This window comes from Olleya sp. NP1-10 (genome assembly GCF_055804415.1).
The window spans coordinates 1805738-1829364 of record NZ_CM147840.1 but is presented as its reverse complement, the minus strand read 5'-3'; the positions used below and the strand labels follow the sequence as shown (position 1 = coordinate 1829364).

At 31.3% G+C, this 23627-nt stretch carries 13 protein-coding genes; 10 read left to right on the top strand and 3 right to left on the bottom strand.

Translation table 11 applies throughout. The features are described 5' to 3' along the window. The first annotated feature begins 16 nt into the window (after positions 1-16). From AC0L4B_RS08345 to uvrB, 6 genes are all read left to right on the top strand, one after another. Complete coding sequence (locus AC0L4B_RS08345; protein WP_473439361.1) at positions 17-3361, top strand: T9SS type B sorting domain-containing protein; 3345 nt, start codon at positions 17-19, stop codon at positions 3359-3361. A gap of 4 nt (positions 3362-3365) precedes the next feature. Beyond that, a complete protein-coding gene (locus AC0L4B_RS08340; RefSeq protein WP_473439360.1) occupies positions 3366-5726 on the top strand; it encodes a T9SS type B sorting domain-containing protein in 2361 nt (786 codons plus the stop codon). Between the two features lie 32 nt (positions 5727-5758). Next, positions 5759-7597, top strand: a complete 1839-nt coding sequence (locus AC0L4B_RS08335) for a T9SS type B sorting domain-containing protein (protein ID WP_473439359.1) — start codon at positions 5759-5761, stop codon at positions 7595-7597. 375 nt (positions 7598-7972) lie between these two features. Then, on the top strand, positions 7973-12790 hold the full coding sequence (locus tag AC0L4B_RS08330) for a choice-of-anchor L domain-containing protein (RefSeq protein ID WP_473439358.1): 4818 nt from the start codon (positions 7973-7975) through the stop codon (positions 12788-12790). A 60-nt stretch (positions 12791-12850) separates the two neighbouring features. Then, entirely contained in the window at positions 12851-15181 is a 2331-nt protein-coding gene (locus AC0L4B_RS08325; RefSeq protein WP_473439357.1) for a choice-of-anchor L domain-containing protein, read from the top strand. 62 nt (positions 15182-15243) lie between these two features. After that, positions 15244-17247, top strand: coding sequence for an excinuclease ABC subunit UvrB (gene uvrB, locus AC0L4B_RS08320; RefSeq protein WP_473439356.1), 2004 nt, complete (start codon positions 15244-15246; stop codon positions 17245-17247). Between the two features lie 114 nt (positions 17248-17361). Here uvrB and AC0L4B_RS08315 read toward each other — a convergent pair whose 3' ends face one another. Beyond that, entirely contained in the window at positions 17362-17763 is a 402-nt protein-coding gene (locus AC0L4B_RS08315; RefSeq protein WP_473439355.1) for a TerB family tellurite resistance protein, read from the bottom strand. A gap of 394 nt (positions 17764-18157) precedes the next feature. Between AC0L4B_RS08315 and AC0L4B_RS08310 the strand changes: the two genes are divergently transcribed. Beyond that, complete coding sequence (locus tag AC0L4B_RS08310) at positions 18158-18481, top strand: DUF1456 family protein (protein WP_473439354.1); 324 nt, start codon at positions 18158-18160, stop codon at positions 18479-18481. 33 nt (positions 18482-18514) lie between these two features. On the opposite strand, the gene sucC is transcribed toward AC0L4B_RS08310, so the two are convergent. Then, positions 18515-19705, bottom strand: a complete 1191-nt coding sequence (sucC, locus tag AC0L4B_RS08305; RefSeq protein ID WP_473439353.1) for an ADP-forming succinate--CoA ligase subunit beta — start codon at positions 19703-19705, stop codon at positions 18515-18517. Between the two features lie 198 nt (positions 19706-19903). Here sucC and lysA point away from each other — a divergent pair, with 198 nt between their 5' ends. From lysA to AC0L4B_RS08290, 3 genes are all read left to right on the top strand, one after another. Continuing rightward, positions 19904-21142 carry a diaminopimelate decarboxylase gene (gene lysA, locus AC0L4B_RS08300; protein WP_473439352.1) on the top strand — a complete coding sequence of 413 codons (1239 nt, stop codon included), beginning with the start codon at positions 19904-19906 and terminating at the stop codon, positions 21140-21142. Between the two features lie 348 nt (positions 21143-21490). Further along, on the top strand, positions 21491-22864 hold the full coding sequence (locus AC0L4B_RS08295; RefSeq protein ID WP_473439351.1) for a sensor histidine kinase: 1374 nt from the start codon (positions 21491-21493) through the stop codon (positions 22862-22864). Next, positions 22857-23255: a response regulator gene (locus tag AC0L4B_RS08290; protein ID WP_473439350.1), complete on the top strand. Its 399-nt coding sequence runs from the start codon at positions 22857-22859 to the stop codon at positions 23253-23255. Before AC0L4B_RS08295 ends, AC0L4B_RS08290 begins: the two co-directional genes overlap by 8 nt. Positions 23256-23419: 164 nt before the next feature. Here AC0L4B_RS08290 and AC0L4B_RS08285 read toward each other — a convergent pair whose 3' ends face one another. Then, the gene (locus AC0L4B_RS08285; protein WP_473439349.1) at positions 23420-23626 is read right to left on the bottom strand and encodes a VOC family protein; all 207 of its coding nucleotides are present in this window, start codon (positions 23624-23626) and stop codon (positions 23420-23422) included. Position 23627 lies beyond the last annotated feature (1 nt).

Below are 23627 nucleotides of genomic sequence, written 5' to 3'. Positions count from 1 at the left end.
AATTATAGATTTTTTTATGAAAAAGATATTTTTAGTATTAATACTACTTTGCAGCTTTATATTGCAGGCGCAAAATGAAGCTGCAAACTGGTATTTTGGTGATAATGCTGGAATACAATTTAACACAAACACTAATGCTGTTACAGCATTAACTGATGGTCAATTAGCAACTGACGAAGGCTGTACAAGCATATCAAATAGTGCTGGTGATTTATTATTTTATACAGATGGAATTACTGTGTATAATAAAAACCATAATGTTATGCTTAATGGTAACAACCTTGATGGTAACCCCTCTAGTACACAGTCTGCCATAATTATACCTAAACCAGGTGACCCTAATATTTATTACATATTCACTCAAGGTACAGAGTTTTTTGGTCAACAAGATCAAGGGTTCAATTTTACTGAAGTCAACATGTCATTAGATAATGGACTAGGAGCTGTAACCAATGTTAAAAATCAATTTTTATTATCTAGAGCTTCAGAAAAATTAAGTGCTGTACTTAAAGATTGCCAATCTCAAAATATTTGGGTGGTCACTTTTGCAAGTAATGATGCATTAACAAACCCTTCTGCTGTAGACAACAACAATACTACTTTTTATGCTTTTGAAGTTTCTTCAACTGGTGTAAACACTACTCCTGTTACATCAACGATACCTTTCAGTATTTCAGAAAGAAGAGGGTATTTAAAATTTTCTCCAGACGGAACAAAAATAGCTTCTGCAAACGTTGGTAGTGGTTTATTTTTATATGACTTTGATACTAATACTGGACAGGTAAGTAACTCGCAACAAATACAAATAAATATCAATCCATTAGGAAAAACACAACGTGCCTATGGAGTAGAATTTTCACCTAATAATCAAGTGTTATATGTGAGTACTTATTTTGAAACGGATTCAGCTAACTTTGAAAATGTTAGTGCGCAATATGGTGCTTTACTTCAATATGATTTAACGTCTACTAACATTAGCCAGTCAGAAGAAATTTTAGATCAAAGAGTCATGTATAGAAGCGCTTTACAGTTAGGTCCTGATGGCAAAATTTATAGATCACTAAGTGCGACCTATAATCAAGGAACTTCGTTTTTAGGTGTTATCAATAATCCTAATCAATTAGGTCAAATTGCAGATTACCAACACGAAGCAATAAACTTAAATGGTCGTGTGTCTAGACAAGGCTTACCTCCTTTTATTGCGTCTTTCTTTTCTGAAAAAATTGACATCATTCCTACTGACACTTCAAATTCTGTAGTATTACCATTATGTACAGGTGAAAACTATACACTGACAGCTGAAGATATTAATGGAGCAACTTATACTTGGTTTAAAGATGGCACAATCCTTACAACTCCTATAATACCAAATGAATTATTAATAAATGAAAATGGAAATTATGAAGTTATTATTGATTTAAACAATGGTGACTGTGACACAAAAGAAGGACAAGCCATTGTAACCTATTATGACATACCTATTGCTAATCAACCAAATGATATTATTATTTGTGATGACGATAATGATGCTAGTAGTAATGTATTACTTTCTAATCAAGATGAATCTATCTTGGATGGTCAAAATTCTTTAGAATTTCAAATCACTTATCATTCATCGCAAAATGATGCTGATTTAGGCCAAAATCAATTACCTGATAATTACACAACGAGCAACCCACAAGAAATTATTTTTGCCAGAATCTTCAATTTTGGTAACTCCAATTGTTTTGACACTACTAGTTTTAATATTGAAGTTTATAATACTCCAATTATAGATAGTTTATCCGACTATGAAACTTGCGATGATACTTCTGATGGAGACGACACCAATGGACAAACAACCATAGATTTATCAAGCTACAATATGGAGGTCTATGGATCACAAAGTACAACGCTTTATAATATAACATATCATAGTAATCAAAATGATGCTGACTTAGGCACTAATCCTATACCAAATAACTATTACAACACTACACCTTTTAACGAAACTATTTTTGTTAGATTGGAAAACAATAATAATACGGATTGCTTTGCTACTAATAGCATTAATATTACTGTTAATCCTGTACCTGAAGCTTATGATGACATTTTATTTCAGTGTGATGAAGATGGAATTCCTGATGGACAGACTATATTTAATTTAAATGAAGCTTCAGTAAATATAACCAACAATAATAGTCAAAATACTGTATCATTTTATACAACTTTCAGCAATGCGCAATCAGAGACAAACCCTTTAAACGGAGACGCATACAGTAATATAACAAATCCTCAAACTATTTATGCTGTTGTTACAGATACAGTAACAAACTGTATTGCTTTATCCGAGTTAACTTTAGAAGTTAGCGTTACACAAACTAATGATTATATTGCTCCTCCTGTTTGTGACGAACTTGGGTCTGAAGATGGAATTAACACCTTTGATTTAGATAGTTTTTCAACAGAAATAACAAATGGTCTTCCTGCTAGTATTACGATTAATTATTATGGAACATATGATGATGCTCTTTTAGAAATTAATGCTTTACCCACAGTATATAACAATACAATCCCTTATAGTGAAGTCATTTACGCTAGAGCAGAAAACAACAATGCTTGTTACGGTATTAGCGAAGTTTTGTTAACTATTAATCCTTTACCACAATTTACAGAAGACGAAACAGTTTTATATTGTCTTAATCAATTTCCTGAAACCATACAACTAACAGCAACCAACGCAGTAAACCCTAACTATTACTACAATTGGTCAACTGGTGAAACTACTGCCTCTATTGAGGTCAATACAATTGGTCAATTTACTGTTACTGTAACAACTCCAGAAGGTTGCCCTAAAACAAAAACTTTTACTGTTCAACCTTCAGACATTGCAACTATTGAAGATATTATTGTTGTTGATGGTAGTTTAAATAACAATGTTGTCACTATTTTGACTTCAGGAGATGGAGATTACGCATTTGAGCTAATAAATACTGAAGGACTTTCAACAGGCTTTCAAAATAATAATACTTTCACTAATATAAAACCAGGAATTTATCAGGTTAATATTACAGATATTAAAAATAATTGCGGTACTGTGGACCAAATGTTTTCGGTAATTGGTTTTCCGTTATTTTTCACACCAAATGACGATGGAAAAAATGATTATTGGCAAGTATATGGTGTATCGTCTCAATTTCAATCTAATTCAATTATTCAAATATTTGATAGATACGGAAAACTACTAAAAGAATTCACACCTAACAGCCAAGGTTGGGATGGAACTTTTAACGGACAACCATTACCCACTAACGACTACTGGTTTACGGTAAAACTTCAAGATGGTCGTGTTTATAGAGATCATTTCACATTAAAACGATAATTATATGAACAAACAAATATTATATACAACCTTAATGCTCTATATTACTATTTGTTTTTCACAAAATGAAACAGCAAACTGGACTTTTGGAGAACATGCTGGCCTTAATTTTAATTCTGGATATCCTTTGCCTTTAGGTGCTTCTCAATTACATACTACTGAAGGTTGTGCTAGTATGTCTGACAATAGTGGAAACTTGATTATCTACACTGATGGATCAACCGTATGGAACAAAAACCATGATATAATGACCAATGGATTGGGTTTATTAGGTAATGACTCCAGTACACAGTCTGCTATAATTATCCCAAAACCTAATAGTGACATCATATATTATATTTTTACAGTAGATGACAGAGCTGGATCTAATGGCTTAAGGTTTTCGGAAGTTGATTTGTCTTTATCAGGTGGGCTAGGTGCAGTAACAGCCAATAAAAACGTCTTACTAGAGTCACCTATTACAGAAAAACTTACAGCAGTCGAAGCGTCTAATGGAGAAGACATTTGGGTTATTAGCCACAGATGGGAAAGTAACGAGTTTGTTAGTTATCTGGTTTCAGATTTAGGTATCTCAACAACACCTATTGTATCAAGTATTGGATCATATCATGGAGGAGATATTAATCAAACCATAGGATATTTAAAAGCCTCTCCTAATAGAGAAAAAGTAGCTTCGGTTGTAAGCTATGTTAGCCAAGTAGAAGTATTTGATTTTAATGCGCTAACTGGACAACTGACTAATCCTGTTTATATTCCTAATTTAAGCACAAATAATCCAGGATTTTATGGTTGCGAGTTTTCGCCAGATAGTCAATTACTTTATGTTAGCGAGCTAAATTATGATACAAACCTTTCCTTTATCCATCAATACAATTTAGGCTTAAATTCTGCTTCAAGTATAATAGCATCTGATATTATCGTTGGACAAAGAACGGGGTCTTTTGGTGCCTTACAACAAGCATTGGACGGAAAAATTTATGTTGCCGAATTTGGCCGAACGTCTATGGCTGTAATTACAGATCCTAATACTATTGGTTTGGATTGTAATGTATTATCAGAATTTGTAAATTTAAATGACAAGATTTGTCAATTGGGTTTACCACCTTTTATTCAATCTTATTTTTACGCTACAAATATTTTTAGTAATACATGTTTTGGTGATGTCACTGAGTTTCATACGGAATTTAGCACAAGCATTGACAATATACAATGGGATTTTGGAGATCCTGCTTCTGGCATAAACAACACCTCTACATTACTAAATCCAACACATATTTTTTCAAGCAATGGCACCTTTAATGTTACTATAAATTTTGTTGTAGATGGTCAAAACCAAACGCTTTACAGGTCCTTAAATATTACTGAAAAACCAACTATTTTAACTTTAGACCCATTATATAGTTGCGAAATAGACAATCTATTTAATCTACAAAATGCAATACCATCATCTTACTTGAGTCCAGATTATAATATTACATACTTTGAAACTTTAGAAGATGCACAACAAACAGAAAATAATATATTAAATTTTAGTAATTACGACGCAACAAGTACTAACCAAACAATCTACGTAAAACTATCTAATGGAACGTTTAGTGATTGCTTTTCTATAAGTACGTTAGATTTAGTTACAGTTTCTGCTCCAATTGTGGCTGATGAAGACGTTTTTTTGTGTAAAAATTCAGTCACAGATTTTGTTACTATTGATGTTGGATATTTAGATTTACCATACAATCAATATTCATTCTTGTGGTTATCAAGTTTAGAAACTACATCAGAAATTGATGTAGTTCAACCTGGTGAATATGTTGTAAGAATCACACTTTTAAGCAGCATAACATCCACTAATCCTGAAGGCTGTTATGCAGACCGATTGGTAACAGTTACAGCTTCAAGCATTCCTTATATAGAAGAAATTATTACAAATAACACAACAATAACGGTTATTGTTTCAGGTTTGGGTGATTATGAGTATACTTTGGATAACATCAATGGTCCTTATCAAAACGAAAACATTTTTGAAAACACAACTGCTGGTAACCACATAGTTTATATTAGAGATAAAAACCATTGTGGTATTGCAGAAGCACCAATTTGGTTAATAAAATTTCCAGATTATTTTACACCAAATAATGATGGTAAAAATGATTATTGGCAAGTGGAAGGTTTAAGTGACAATTCTAAAAAAAACGCACTAGTTCAAATATTTGACAGATACGGAAAACTACTAAAAGAATTCACACCTAACAGCCAAGGTTGGGATGGAACTTTTAATGGACAACCATTACCCACTAACGACTACTGGTTTACGGTAAAACTTCAGGATGGTCGTATTTATAGAGATCATTTCACTTTAAAACGATAGTAATTTGTACATTTAAGCAAGAATACTAATCAATGAAACATGTATTTTTCGTCATTATGATAATTGGCATTTGCTTTACTAAAGCAGATGCCCAAAACATTGAGTTGTTTCAACAATTTAATGGACGCTATGACTATATAGCTATTGGGAATACTTTAAATCAAGCTGAAAATAACCTTTCTCAACTCTTTTGTGAAACACTTCCATCCTCTCAAGCAGATTTAACATTACCAAACAATACAAACATTATTGCTGCCTATTTATTTTGGTCTGGATCTGGATCTGGTGATAACCAAGTTACACTTAATACTACAACTATAAATGCTCAAGACACATTTACTGTAGACTATAATGCAGGTAGTAATGGATTACTCACTTATTTTGCAAGCTATGCAGAAGTAACAGATCAAATTATAGAGGAAGGCAATTCAAGCTATATTTTTTCAGATTTAGATATTTCTGATGCATTAATTAATACACCTGGTTATTGCAATAACAGAACAAATTATGCAGGTTGGAGCTTATATATTATTTATGAAGAACCAACACTACCACTTAATCAAGTTAATCTATTTTTAGGATTAGAAATTATTAATGCTGATGTACAAAACAAAACTATTATTCTAGAAAACGTAAACGTACTTGATAACAATAATGCTAAAATTGGTTTTTTAGCTTGGGAAGGAGATAATGCTTTAAATTTTGGAGAATCTCTATCTATTAACGGAAACGTCTTATCCAATCCTCCACTAAATTTTGCAGACAATGCTTTTAACGGAACCAATAGTTTTACAAATTCTACTAACTTTTTCAATGCGGATTTAGATGTTTATAACATCGAAAACAACATACAAATTGGAGATACTGAAGTTACTATTAATTTAACCACAGGTGATTATGATAGTAACGGTATTTTTAGAGCTGATTTAATCATTCTTAATAATATCATCACAGTTTTAAATAGTCAATTACCAGATGCAACAGTTACACAAAATTTTTACCAAACAAACTGTAATACCAGAAGCATTACTATAGACTATACTGTATACAATAACAATAGCACAGCTGCTTTACCAACCAATACACCAATTGCTTTTTTAATAGACAACGTATTAATTGGGCAAAGTCAAACCAATACTATAATTGGTATTGGTGAAGAAGAAACAAGTCAAATAACTTTAGAAATCCCTAATACTATACCTGATACTTTTATTATTGAAATTGAAGTTGATAACGACGGAAATAACAATGGTTTAGTCACCGAAACCAATGAAGTAAACAATAACACATTTACTACAATTCAACTTATACCAATTCCTGAAACTATTCAGCTTGCTGAATTAGTCGCTTGTGGTCAAGGTAACAATACAGGTAGCTATAATTTAAACGAAGCTTTAATTAATACAGACCTAAATCCATATCAAGACCTATTTTTTTACAGCAGTTTAGATGATTTAAACAATCAAAATGCCATAACAAATCCAAGTCATTATATTTCAAATACAACTCCACAAACAATATATGTTACTGCACAAACGCAATTATGTTATGACTTATTTGTTTTTACCTTAAACACCACAAACTGTCCTCCTATTATTCCTGATGGGTTTTCCCCAAATCAAGATTCAATTAACGACTATTTTAATATTCAAGGATTGTATAATGTCTTTCAAGATCACGAATTATTAATATATAATCGTTATGGTACTTTAATTTTTAAAGGTGATAATAATACAAAATGGTATGGTCAAGTTAATCAAGGCTTAAGTAATCAAGGAGACATTGTTCCTACAGGTACATACTTTTATGTACTAAATCTTAACGACCCAAATTACCAAATTCAAACAGGATGGGTATATATTAATTACTAAATAGTTGACTTAATATTTAGCTTTAATTAATACTTCAGATTATACCGTTTTTTCACCTACTTATAAAGCATGCAAAATTAGTATTCTTCAAAATAAATCATGTTTTTATGTTATTAAAATAGCTTAGTTAAGCTTCATCTTATATAACTATCCTCCCAAACTTCAATAGAAACATTTTTTTCTGAAAAATAGCTATATCTCAAAATACGCTTAGCAAGTCTAAAAACGCGACATTTTGCTAATAATTTAAAAATCAGGAAAATAAAAACTTCTTTTTATCGTCAAAACTTGCGTTTAGTCGATATTTTACATATGTTTGTCCTTTAATCGATAATATATGTATTTCATCGTGTTTTAAGAAAAACCAACAAAACAATGAAAATTAACCTAAAACCAACATTTTGCACTCTACTATTAGTGCTTTCATTAGCAAGTTTTGCTCAGCAAATATCTATTGATGATTCGTTTTCTGCACAACAATTAGTTCAGGATAATTTAGTACAAGGCTGTGTAGAGGTATCTAACATAAATTCTACTGTAAACGGAAATATTGATGGATTTTCAAGTTTTGGCTATTTTGAAAAAGCAGAATCTAATTTTCCGTTTGAAAACGGAATTATGTTATCTACAGGCCAAGCAAACTCTGCTGGAAATACTTTAAACACTAGTCCTTTAAATGAAGGAACAACAGCTTGGACTACGGATCCAGATTTAGAAGCTGCTTTAGGTATAAATAATACATTAAACGCAACATCAATTGAGTTTGATTTTATTTCAGCTTCAAATACTGTTCAATTTAATTACATTTTAGCTTCAGAAGAGTATTACGCTGAGTATCCTTGTTTATATTCAGATGGTTTTGCTTTTTTAATTAGAGAAGCTGGAAGTGGTGACACATATCAAAACATTGCTGTTGTACCAAATACAGATATACCTGTAAATACAAATACTATTCATGATGATATTGTTGGATTTTGTGCTGCAGAAAATGGTCAATATTTTGAAGGGTATAATGTTGGAGACACAAACTTTAATGGTCGTACCACAGTTTTAAGTGCATCTGCTAACATACTGCCAAACGTACAATACAATATTAAATTAATAATTGCAGATCAAACCGATCGTAATTTTGATACTGCTGTATTTATTGAAGGTAACAGTTTTACAGATAGTGTGGATTTAGGTGAAGACATCAATACATGTGACACTTCTGTTACATTAAATGCAGATACTAATAATCCGCAAGCAACTTACCAATGGTATCTAAACAATACAATTATAGCAGGACAGAATACAAACTCTCTATTTGTTGATACAAATGGAAATTACACTGTGCAAGTCACTGTACCACTAAATACTAACACATGTGCTTTTGAAGATTCAATTAATATTGTTTTAAACACCATTCAAGATGGATCGATGATATCCGATTTTGAGGTTTGTGATGATGCTTCAAATGATGGAGAAGAAATCTTTGATTTAAGCACAAAAATTTCTGAAGTAGAAACGACTTTACCAAGTGCCACTTATACGACAACCTTTCATTTATATCAAAACGAAGCAATAGAAAACACTAATGCTATCACACAGTATTTAAGTACAAACCCTACACAAACAATATATTTTAGAGCACAAAATAATAGTTCTGGTTGTGTATACATGGGCAATTTTGATTTAATAATAAACGCTTATTTATCAATAACTAACCCTTCTAATTTAACAATTTGTGCTGCTAATAATAGTGCAATTGATTTAACGGTAAAAAACGACGAAATCACTAACAATAATCCAAACTACTATGTTAATTATCATTTTAATCAAACTGATGCAAACAGTATTGAAAACCAAATAGAGTCGCCTTATACTCCTGCTAGTAATACAGAAACACTTTACGTTAGTGTATTAGATATAACTACAGGTTGTAGTACGACAACAACTTTAGATATTCAGATTAATAACTTTCCTGATATCAACATGGACACATTATCTTTAGATGCTTGTGAACAAGACGGAAATGGTTATGATAATTTTGATTTAACCGAAAATCTTGATGGCGTATTACAAGGTCTTACCAATGTTACAGTAACCCATCATGAAACCGAAGATGAAGCTTATGAAGGAACAAACCCGATTAACAATCCAACCAACTACCCAAATACGCAACAATTTGTACAAACCTTATTTATTAGAGTTGAAGACAATGATACTGGTTGCGTCTCAATAGTACCACAAGAATTACACACTTTTTTACTTGAAACTGGTACTGAAATAACAGATTTTTACGAGTGTGATGATGCTTCTAATGATGGTATTGTAGACTTTGATTTACTACAAGTTGGTATTATGATAATTAATGGTAACGAAGATCTAACAATTGATTTTTATGAAACCGTTGAAGACCAAACAGCAAATACCAATGCTATTAACCAAAACCAACCGTATACAGTAAACACTACTCCTAAAACATTATTTATAACATTACACAGTCCAGCATGCTCATATGAATCTTCAATACAACTAATAATTAATGAAGGTTTTGCCATACAAACATTAACAACACAAAACTATTGTGACACTAACAGTGATGGGTTTACAAGTATAGATTTAACTAGTTTTGACGATTATGTTGCTACTGGTGTTGAAGGCGGAACAGTAAAATATTTTGCCTCTCAAGCTAATGCAGAAGCCAACGTTAATGCATTACCTCCTTTTTATGATAATACAAGTAACCCTTTAACAGTATATGTTAGAGTACAAAATCAAAATAACTGTAGTGCAGTATCAATGTTAACAATAGATGTTTTACCTGCTCCACAAGTTAATAATGCTGAGGACATTGTTATTTGCGACGATGATCAAGATGGTTTTTCTATTATAGATTTAACACAGTCTATCAATCAAATGGTACCAGATACTACAAACAGAACTATCACATTTCATAACTCACAAGTAGACGCTCAATCTAACAGTAACCCAATACTAAATGACACCAGTTACAATGCTAACACACAAATGGTATTTTGTCGTGTTGAAAACTCGACTACTGGATGTTTTAGAGTTGACAATATTAGAATCTATGTAAATACACTTCCTGTTTTTGATGCAATTGAAACCTATATTAGCTGTGAAACTGATGGAGACCAAATAGGCGAATTTTTATTCTCTGATAAGGATACCGAAATACTTAATGGTCAGACAGGCAAACAAGTTTTATATTATATATCTCAAGCTGATGCTGATTCTGGAAACAACCCTATTAACAAAAATAATATTTATGAAAACATCTCAAATCCTCAGACTATATTTGTTCGTGTTCAAAACACTACAGATTCAGATTGTTATGGCACATCGTCATTTCAAATAGAAGTTGGTTCTAATCCAATTTACAATGCACCTACAGATGTGTTTGTCTGTGATGATGTTTCGAATGATGGATTTTCTACGTTCGATTTAACAGAAATATCTTCTCAAATCAGTCAAAATTCACCTGAAACACTGTCCATTACTTACCACTTAACTCTTGCAGATGCAGAAGCACAAACTAATCCTTTACCTGATAGTTTTACAACGACTGTAAATCCGCAACAAGTATTTGCAACTATAGATAATGGTACGTTTTGTAAAGGTATAGAGAGTTTTGAGTTTAACGTTATTGCTGTACCTTCAACAAACTCTGCTAGTGGTTTAGAAATGTGTGATGATAATACTGATGGTTTTGTAACATTTGACTTAACGCTTTCAGAATTTGAAGTACTTTCAATAAGACAAGATAATACTGTCGTAGAATATTATACTTCTTCGGAAGATTTAGAATCGTCTTCAAACAGAATCATGGATCCTACTAACTTTACAAACACAGTAAATCCACAAACAGTTTATATTAAAGTATTAAATACCGTGTCTAATTGTTATGCCGAAATTCCTTTATTACTAACAGTTAATACACCTCCTACTATAACACCAAATGTTGTAGTTAACACTTGTGAAAATAGCACAACTAGTTATAATTTAAACGAAGCTTTACCTGCTATAATAGACACAAATCAAGCAATTGAAGCGACTTTTTATGCTTCTCAAGTTGATGCTGAAACACAACAAAATGCTTTGGACAACAATTACAACTATACTATTGGTAATCAGACCCTATTTGTAAGAGCTAATTTTATTAATAGCATCTGTTATAACATCAACAGTTTTACACTGCAAGCTTTTCCAATACCAACAGCAGGAACAGTTCCAGATTTAGAGCAATGTGATAATGACTATGACACTTTTGCAATTTTTGATTTAAGTCAACAAAGTACTACAGCTCTAAATGGTCAAAATCCTAATGACTTTAGTGTTTCGTATTTTGAAACATTAGCTGATGCAGAAAATAACACCAATGTAATAGAAGATTTAAACGTAGATTCTGAAAATAATTCTGAATACTTTATTAGAGTACAAAATAATATAACAGGTTGTTACAATACAACAAGCTTTAAAACTATTGTAAACAGAAAACCAGAATTAGATATTCAAGATCAGGTATTATGTTTAGAAAACTTACCTTTATTAGTATCTGCCGAGACTAATATACCTACAGATAATTATTCTTGGTCAACAAATAGCACTAATAGTTATATAGAAATTACTGAAATTGGAACATATTCCGTTACTGTTACTACACAAAACGGTTGTACAACCTCAACAACGTTTACAGTGTCAGAGTCGGAAGCTGCAACAATAGATTTTACTGAAACTGTAGATTTTTCAGATCCCAATAATGTAACCGTTGAGGTTTCAGGTATTGGAAATTACCTATATCAGTTTGACGACGAAGCTCCTCAAGAATCTAACCTATTTACTAATGTGCCAATTGGACCTCATGTAATTACGGTTATAGATTTAAATGGTTGCAACTCGACATCCAAAGAAATTGTCATAATAGATACTCCTAAATTTGTCACTCCAAATGGAGATGGCTACTTTGATACTTGGCACATCACTGGTGTTAACCAATTAGTAGGTACCGTTGTTAATATTTACGATCGTTATGGTAAGTTGTTAAAAACGCTAAACCACAGCTCGATGGGATGGGATGGTCGTTACAACGGAAACCTAATGCCAAGCAGTGATTATTGGTTTGTTGCTGATGTTAAAAAAGGAGCTATAGAGTTTCAAGTTAAAGGTCATTTTGCCTTAAAGCTTTAACACTTAAAATTTTATTTTAAAAATAATTGTTGCTTACCTTTGCTATCCCTAAAAATTGATATGCAAAGTAGATTACTTTTAGTTTTAGTTTTGATTGTTAATGTTATAACTGCACAAAACGTTACAACAGACGTACAAACTTATACACCTCAACAATTAATAGAGGATGTTTTAATAGACAGTAACTGTATTACAAATATCCAAGTAACTAATGTAATTGGTGGCGATTTTGGAGGCTCTGACCAAAGTTATGGTTATTTTGATGCATCAGGTACAACGTTTCCATTTCAAAATGGTATTGTTTTAAGTACTGGACGCTTAAATAATGTTAATGGTCCAAACACCTCTTTAAGCGATGATAACGCAAATAATTGGTCTGGTGATCAAGATTTAGAAATTGCCTTAAACGAAAACAATACTATCAACGCAACAATACTTGAATTTGAATTTACTACGGTAGCCTCTCAAATTAGCTTCAATTACATTTTTGCGTCAGAAGAGTATCAAGAAAATAATACTAACACCTGTCAATTTTCTGATTTATTTGGTTTTTTAATTCGCGAAGTTGGTCAACAACAATACCAAAATATAGCTCTAGTACCTAATACACAAACACCTGTAAAGGTAACCACTGTTCATCCAGAAATACCAGGTGGATGCCAAGAAGAAAATCCGTTTTATTTTGGAAGTTGGAATGACGCCAATGCACCAATCAATTTTAATGGACAAACCAAAGTTCTTTCTGCTACAGCAAACACAACACCCAATGTAACCTATCAAGTAAAGCTTGTCATTGCAGACGAGCAAAATTACAGATACGATTCTGCTGTATTTTTAGAAGCTGGAAGTTTTCAAGTCACCACTAACTTAGGTCCTAATTTATTAGAAGACACAAATAATGCTTTATGTCCAAACGATATTATTACTTTGGACGCAACACAAACTGGTAATAACGTTTACACTTGGTATCAAGACAACACCTTATTAGCTACTCAAACCAATCCTACATTAGACATACAAGATGCAGGAACCTATAACGTTGAGGTCACTTTAGCCAATGGTTGTATTAGCTATGGCGAAATTATTATAGAAAAATATGATGATTTCCCAACATCAAACACCTCTATAATACAATGTGACTTTGATCAAGATGGCTTTAGTAATTATAATTTATTAACAGTAGACCAAACCCTTTTAGGTTCAAATCCAGACTTATCTATACAAGGTTTTTATACCTCACAATTGGATGCCGAACAACAATCAAACCCAATTGCGACACCTCAAAATTTTGAAAACACAAGTGTAAACCAAACCGTTTATGCTTTATTGGTTAATAATCAATCTGGCTGCACAAATATTTCTCAAATAGCATTAAGCATATCTAACAATACCTTACCCAATTATAATTTTGATGGTTGTGATGATGGTGACATTGATGGTTTAACAACTTTTGATCTAGACGAGGTCGCTGCACAAATCCAACCTCAAGTTCCTGCCAATGCTTCAATAATTTTTTACAATACAATGGAAGACGCTTTCGGGGAAAGCAATCCGTTGCCAACACAATTTTTAACAACACAACCAGACACACAAACTATAGTTGCAAAAGTCAAAACCAACAGCATCGATTGTTACGCTATTACAGAAGTACAACTTAATGTATTGTACACTCCACAAATTTCAGAAAATGAAACTGTTAACTATTGTTTAAATAACTATCCTGAAACCATAACATTACAAGGAGGTGTTTTAAACGACTCACCTAACAACTATTACTACCAATGGTTACTAAACGGAATAGATACAGGAATTGACACGTCTTTTATAAACATCAATCAAATTGGTATTTACACAGTAATTATTACAGATCCAAATGGTTGTTTTAATACTAGAGATATAACTGTTACTGCAATTGAAGCTCCAATTATACAAGAGATTAATTACACTCAATTGACTAGTAACAATACTGCTACAATAATACTTGAAAATAACGGTAATTTTGAGTATGCTTTGGACCAAGGAAGCTATCAAAACAGCAATGTATTTACCAATTTAAATTCTGGATTACATACTGTATATGTTAGAAATATTGATGGTTGTAGTGTTAGCCAACAAACGTTTGCCATATTAGGTTTTCCTAAATACTTTACTCCAAATGGAGATATTTATAATCAATATTGGAAGCCTTCAGGAATGACTGTAGACTTTAATACCAATTTGGATATTAAGATTTTTGATCGTTTTGGTAAACTATTACACCAAATCAATCCTGAGTCTGAGGGTTGGGACGGAACATTAAATGGACAACTACTACCAACCAATGATTATTGGTATTTAGCGACTTTCCCTAACGGATCTGCTACAAGAGGTCATTTTAGTTTAATAAGATAAGCCACACAAGCTTTAACCTTCCTTTAAATAAAAACTGCTTATTATTCTGTAATTTTGTATTTATGAAATTCAAAATCCATTCAGAGTTTAAGCCAACTGGTGATCAACCCAATGCTATCAAACAATTAGTTAAAGGCTTGGGTAATCAAGACAAATACCAAACTTTATTAGGTGTTACAGGTTCTGGTAAAACCTTTACTGTAGCCAATGTGATTGAAGAAACACAAAAGCCTACCTTAGTTTTAGCACATAATAAAACGTTAGCTGCTCAGTTATACTCAGAATTCAAACAGTTTTTTCCAGAAAATGCTGTAGAGTATTTTGTGTCTTACTATGATTATTATCAACCAGAAGCTTACATACCTACTTCTGGTGTCTACATTGAAAAAGATTTATCTATCAATGAAGAAATAGAGAAAATGCGATTAAGCACAACCTCTTCCCTATTATCAGGACGTCGTGATGTGATTGTTATTGCTTCTGTATCGTGTTTATATGGTATTGGTAATCCTGTTGAGTTTCAGAAAAACGTTATTACAATTGAGGTTGACCAACAAATCTCACGTACAAAATTATTACATCAATTAGTACAAAGCTTATACTCGCGTACTGAAGCAGATTTTAGACATGGTAATTTTAGAATAAAAGGAGATACTGTAGACATTTTCCCTAGTTATGCTGATGATGCTTTTAGAATTCATTTTTTTGGAGATGAAATTGAAGAAATAGAAGCTTTTAATATTCAAACTAACGAAATAGTAGAAAAATACGACAGACTTACCATCTATCCAGCAAACATGTTTGTAACCTCTCCTGACGTGTTACAAAACGCTATAAAATCTATTCAAGACGATTTAGTAAAACAACACGATTACTTCAAAGAGATTGGTAAACATTTAGAAGCAAAACGTCTGAAAGAACGTACCGAATTTGATTTAGAGATGATCAGGGAATTAGGGTATTGTTCTGGAATAGAAAATTACTCGCGCTACCTTGATGGTCGTGAACCAGGCACAAGACCATTCTGTTTATTAGACTACTTTCCTGATGATTATTTAATGGTTGTAGATGAGAGTCACGTAACGGTATCTCAGGTACATGCTATGTATGGTGGTGACCGAAGCCGAAAAGAAAACCTTGTTGATTATGGGTTTAGGCTACCTGCTGCTATGGACAATAGACCGTTAAAATTTGAAGAGTTTGAAGCGTTACAAAACCAAGTGGTTTATGTTAGTGCAACTCCTGCAGATTATGAACTACAAAAAACGGATGGTGTTTATGTAGAGCAAGTAATACGTCCAACTGGTCTTTTGGATCCAATTATTGAAGTTAGACCAAGCTTAAACCAAATTGATGATTTAATTGAAGAAATACAACAACGTGTTGAAAAGGATGAACGTACTTTAGTTACAACCCTTACAAAACGTATGGCTGAAGAATTAACTAAATATTTAAGCCGAATTAATGTGCGTGTAAATTATATACATAGTGATGTAGATACCTTAGAACGTGTCCAAATCATGCAAGATTTACGTAAAGGTATTTATGATGTTTTAGTTGGTGTTAACTTATTACGTGAAGGTTTAGATTTACCTGAAGTCTCTTTAGTTGCCATTCTAGATGCAGATAAAGAAGGTTTTTTACGTTCGGCTAGATCTTTAACTCAAACTGTTGGTCGTGCAGCACGTAACCTTAATGGTAAAGCTATAATGTATGCTGATAAGATTACTAAAAGTATGCAACAAACCATTGATGAAACTGAGTATAGACGTACCAAGCAAATCAATTATAATACTAAAAACAACTTAGTCCCTAAAGCTTTAAATAAAAGCTTGGATAGTGCTTTATCACAAAACTCGGTTAGTACATATAGTTATGATCTAGAAGCTGCAAAAGCAGCTGAGCCAGAAAGTGAATATTTATCTAAAGGTGAATTAGAAAAGAAGATTAGAGAAAAACGAAAAATCATGGAAGAGGCTGCTAAACAATTAGACTTTATTGTCGCAGCAAAACTAAGAGATGAAATTAAAGACTACCAAGGAAAATTAGAAGCTTTGAAGGCTTAACTAATTATACTTGTTGAATAGCTTCTTAACACACTTTTAGTGTCCAACTTAATGGGCTAGATTTATAATATTAGTCTTTGATTTTTCTAATAGGTATTCAAAATAATACAATAGTTAATTATACTGCACTTTAAAAATGTCAATTAATACTTCTGCAGGAACTATCATATCAGGAAAACCTTCCATTAAGTATAATACTTTGGTAATAGAGTTATGGTTTAAACCCATTCTAAGACCATAGTTATACAATTTAGCAAGCTCGTTTTGTGTTCTAGCCTTATCGACATGCATTAATAATACCATTCTATGGAATTGCACGATACGCTGACTATGGGATTTAAGATTGATTCTACTTATTGGATTATTAATTAAATAATCAAAATCTTCTCTTGATATTTCTAATTGTTTAGCAACTGCTAACAAAAAATTATACTCTACCGTTTTAATATTATCATCACTTTTTGCAAATGCAATCATTTCTGATAATAGACTTAATTTTTCTTTTCTATTATGCATAATATTAAGGGATTATTATTTATTATAAAGTTAACTAATATTGTTATATAATAATCATTTAAAATTGGTAGTTCATCGAAAAACAACACGCTATTTAACTGATTTTTAGTTAATTACAACTTTACTAAAAACTACTACTAACATTATTTAACAATGTTAATCGCTTTTCATTATATCCAAATAAATAGATGTAAAATGATGCTTAACAATGATTTTAAATTATTTTCAGATTAATAAACTTTAATATTGAATGATCTGATATTTATATATGTTTTAATTTTCTACTAAATTCTAAAAACGATTTATTAAGTAAAAAATTGTATGCTTTTTATTGTTTTCATTATAATTAGTTAACCGTTTTCAAATTTGTACTTTTGTACTTTATATTAAGAACATGACAAATAACGATATTTTTAAAAAGCTGAGAGTAGCTCATAGTTTTAGAGACACTGATATTATTGAAATTTTAGCTTTAGTAGATTTTAGAATTTCAAAAACAGAACTAAGTGCTTTTTTTAGAAGAGAAGATCATCCTAATTATGTAGAATGTGGAGATCAAATTTTGCGTAATTTTTTAAACGGATTAGTGATCCATCTAAGAGGACCAATGCCTAAAAAAGGAGAGAAACCATCAGGCCATGTTTCCGCGAAAGCGAAACCTAAAAAAATAGATTTAAATAAAACCTATTCTAAACCAAAAAAAAGAGCAACTAAATAGTTGCTCTTTTTTTATATATAATAATATAATGTACTAAGCTAATACTGCTTGTACTTTGTCTGCTGCTTCTTGGAATTCTGTTGCACTCATTACATCTAAACCAGAATCGTCAATTAATTTTTTAGCGATGTCTGCATTAGTACCTTGTAAACGTACAATAATTGGTACAGTAATGTTACCCATGTTTTTGTAAGCATCGATTACACCTTGAGCAACACGATCACAACGAACGATACCACCAAAAATGTTAATTAAAATTGCTTTTACAGCTGGATCTCTTAAAATAAGTTCGAAAGCAATTTCAACTCTTGCTGCATCTGCAGTACCACCAACATCTAAAAAGTTAGCTGGCTCACCACCTGCTTGTTTAATTAAATCCATTGTTGCCATAGCTAATCCTGCTCCATTTACCATACAACCAACGTTTCCGTCTAAGTCAACATAGTTTAAACCTTGCTCTCCTGCTTCAACTTCAATTGCGTTTTCTTCACGTAAATCACGTAAAGCTGCTAAATCTTTATGTCTATATAATGCATTGTCATCTAAAGATACTTTTGCATCTACAGCCATTATTTTAGAATCACTAGTTTTTAATACTGGATTGATTTCAAATAAAGAAGAATCTGACTTTACATAAGCAGTATATAAAGAAGTTACAAACTTTGTCATTTCTTTAAATGCTAAACCTGATAAACCTAAGTTAAAAGCAATACGTCTTGCTTGAAAAGGTAATATTCCTGTAGCAGGATCTATTTCTTCATTAAAAATTAAATGCGGAGTTTCTTCAGCAACAGTTTCAATATCCATTCCACCTTCTGTAGAATACATAATCATGTTACGACCAGTTCCTCTGTTTAATAATACTGAGATATAAAACTCATCTGGCTCTTCATCTCCAGGATAATATACATCTTCACAAACTAAAACTTGGTGTACACGCTTACCTTCGGCAGATGTTTGAGGGGTTACTAAGTCCATACCAATAATTTGACCAGCTATATCTTTAACTTCGTCTAAATTTTTGGCTAACTTAACTCCTCCACCTTTACCACGTCCACCAGCATGAACTTGCGCTTTAATTACGTGCCATCCTGTTCCTGTATCTTCAGTTAGTTTTTTTGCTGCAGCTACTGCTTCATCAGCATTTTGAGCAACAATACCACGTTGGATACGTACGCCAAAGCTGCTTAATAATTCTTTTCCTTGATATTCGTGTAAATTCATCTTGTTTAGAGTAAAATTTTAGAGATACAAAAGTAAATAATCACTTTAACTTACCCTAATATTTAATTATGAAAAAAACTAACAATTTAAAAATCTTTAAATTGTTAAATAATTAACAATATGTTACAAATGTGTAATATCTTATTGTTTTAATTTTTATTTTCTACTAAAAAAATAACTTTGACAAAAAATTACAACATGCAAAACAGTCAATTACTTCAAATAGCTAAAGACTTTGGAAGTCCAGTATATATTTATGATGCCAATAGTATTGAAGCACAGTACAAACGTTTAACTTCAGCTTTTAACTCGGTTAAACAATTAAAAATTAACTATGCTGTTAAAGCGTTATCTAATATTTCTGTTTTAAAGTTTATGAAACAATTAGGAGCAGGACTTGATACTGTTTCTATCCAAGAAGTACAATTAGGATTGGCTGCAGGTTACAAAGCTAAAGACATAATTTTTACGCCAAACGGTGTCTCTTTATTAGAGATTGAAACGGTTGCTAAATTAGGATGTCAAATTAATATTGATAACTTATCAATATTAGAACAGTTTGGAACTAAACATCCAGAAACACCTGTTTGTATTAGGATCAATCCACATGTAATGGCTGGAGGTAACACCAATATATCTGTTGGACATATTGATAGTAAATTTGGAATTTCGATACATCAAATACCTCATATTTTAAGGATTGTTGAGAACACTAAAATGAATATTAACGGAATCCATATGCATACAGGAAGTGATATTTTAGATATTGATGTGTTTTTGTATGCAAGTGAAATATTATTTGATACTGCTAAAAACTTTAAAAATTTACAATTTATAGATTTTGGTTCAGGATTTAAAGTGCCTTATAAAACTGGTGATATCGAAACTAACATTGAAGAATTAGGCCAAAAATTAAGTCAACGTTTTAATGAGTTTTGTAAAGAATATGGTAAACCCTTAACCTTAGCTTTTGAACCTGGAAAATTTTTAGTCAGTGAGTCTGGTCAATTTTTAGTAAATGTAAATGTAGTAAAACAAACAACCTCAACAGTTTTTGCTCAAGTAGATAGTGGTTTTAATCATTTAATTAGACCAATGCTTTATGGATCGCAACATGAGATTAGAAACATCTCTAATCCTGAAGGTAGAGAACGTTTTTATAGTGTTGTAGGTTACATTTGCGAAACAGACACTTTTGCGAATAACAGACGTATTGCCGAAATTAATGAAGGTGACATTTTAGCTTTTAGTAATGCAGGAGCTTACTGCTACTCTATGGCTAGTAATTATAATTCTAGATACAGACCTGCAGAAGTCTTGGTTTATAATGGTCAAGCACACTTGATTAGAAAACGAGAAACCTTTGAGGATATAATTAATAATCAAGTAGAAATTGAATTGAATCCTAAAAACAAGAAAAAAGCAGTTCCACAATAAAAAAACAAATAAAACACTGTTATACAGTGTTTTATTTGTTTAAATACAAAACTAAAAATCCGGTTAATTTTTACTATTTAAAAAAAAAGAACTTATCAATAAATTAAAACTGCATTTTAACCGAAAAAAACAGCTTTTTGTCGAAAAAAATATTACTTTAGAGCATCCAAAAGATAAAAACATTTTAAACTTATCTTTTGGATGCTCTTAAACTAATAATAATATGACTCCAAATAATTCTCACCAAATTATTTCAAACGAAATTCATGATGATGACTTTTTAAATCTTATCGAGAATTCATTGGCAATTGGATCCTGGGAATTAGATTTAACATCTAATACGCTTAAATGGAGTTCGGTTACAAAAAAATTCATGAAGTATCACAGGATTACATACCTGACGTTAATACTGCTATAAACTTTTACAAAGAGGGTATTAACAGAAATAAGATTGCAACATTACTTAATCAAGCTCTTGAAACAGGAACAAGTTTTGATGATGAGCTCATTATAATTACAGCAAAAGGAAAAGAAAAATGGATAAGAGCAATTGGCTATCCTAAATTTGAAAATGAAACTTGCATTGCTATAAGAGGTGTTTTTCAAGACATTCATGATAAAACTGTTAAAGCACATGATACAGCTTTAAAAGAAAAACAATTACGTACCTTATTTAACCATTCTATAACAGGTATTGCTGTTTTAAGCCTAGACGGAAATTGGATTAAGGTTAATCCAGGAATGAGCAAAATATTAGGCTATAATGAAGCTGAGTTTTTAAAATCCACTTTTTTGCAATTAACACATTCTGATGACCAATTAATTGGACAAAAAGAATTAAAACTTATGCTGTCAGGTGATATTGACAACTTTCAAACCGAAAAACGCTACATACATAAAGATGGTTATTTTGTTCACTGTATACTATCACTAACCATAGTTAGAGACTATAATGGCATACCAGAACATTTTATAGCAAACATTAATAATGTTTCTGATATTAAAGAAAGTGAAAATAAAATATCAGAATTACTTAACATTAGCTCTAAACAAAACGATAGGCTATTAAATTTTGCACATATCGTATCACACAACCTTAGGTCTCATGGAGGAAACTTAAATATGTTACTTAAGTTAAAAAAAGAAGAATATCCAAATTTTACAACTAACGAATACTTTCCTTTAATTGAAAAAGCGGTACAAAACCTAAACGAAACTATTCTTAATCTAAATGAAGTTGCTATTTATAACAACTATGAAAATAAAGCATTAGAATCTATTAATTTATCTAAATACACAGATAATGCACTAAATAGTATTAAAGCACTTTCAATTAAAAATCATGCAACTATAAATGTAAACATTGATTCTAAAACAACTATTCAAGGTATACCAGCATATATTGATAGTATATTAATTAACTTTTTAACTAATGCTATTAAATATAAAAAACCAGATATTAATCCTATAATTAATATTGAAGCAATTAAAAAAGACAATAAGATTATACTTACAATCGAAGATAACGGATTAGGAATTGACCTTGAAAAATATGGAGACAAACTTTTTGGAATGTATAATATGTTTCATAAACATGAAGAAGCGCGAGGTCTAGGATTATTTATAACCAAAAATCAAATAGAAGCTATAGGTGGATCTGTAGAAGTAGAAAGTACTGTTGATATTGGCACAAAATTTAGCATTTTATTTAATTATGAATAGCACGATTAATCTTGTATGTATAATTGATGATGATCCGATTTATACGTTTGCGGTAAAAAAAATAATGAAAATAAACACCTTTTCTGAGCAATTTTTAATTTTCAAAAACGGTAAAGAAGCTCTGGATGGGTTAACTACTTTACTTAATAATAAATCTATCTTTCCAGATCTAATTTTGTTGGATATAAATATGCCAATCATGGATGGATGGCAATTTTTAGATGCTTGTATAAATACTAATTTAAATATAACCTCACCTTTATACATGACCAGTTCCTCCATTGATGAAAAAGACAAAGAAAAATCCAGAACCTATGATATGATTACCGAATATGTTGAAAAACCACTGACTTTAAATAGCTTAAAAAAACTGGTCAATCAAAAAAACTAAATATTTTGGTAAAACGTTAATCCGTTATTACACAAATCATAAAAAAAGCTCTTTAGTACCCCAATCTGTGGTTTTTACTACAGTTTTTTTATTAAATATATTTTTAAAATTATATTCCTGATACAAGTAATCTACATTTTCTGTAGCTATACGTAACATTGATCCTACTGTATTAAAATCCCATTTTTTTCATCATACCATTGCAAATGGATTTCGATATGATCACATTTAATTCCTGCATATTTAGGGTCTTTTGGATTGTCTGCAAAAGCAATTTCAAAACCTAATTTTTGAGTGTAAAAAAACAAAGCTTCCAAAACATTTTGGACTGGCAATACTGGATGAATTTGATGCATTACAGCGTTACTCATA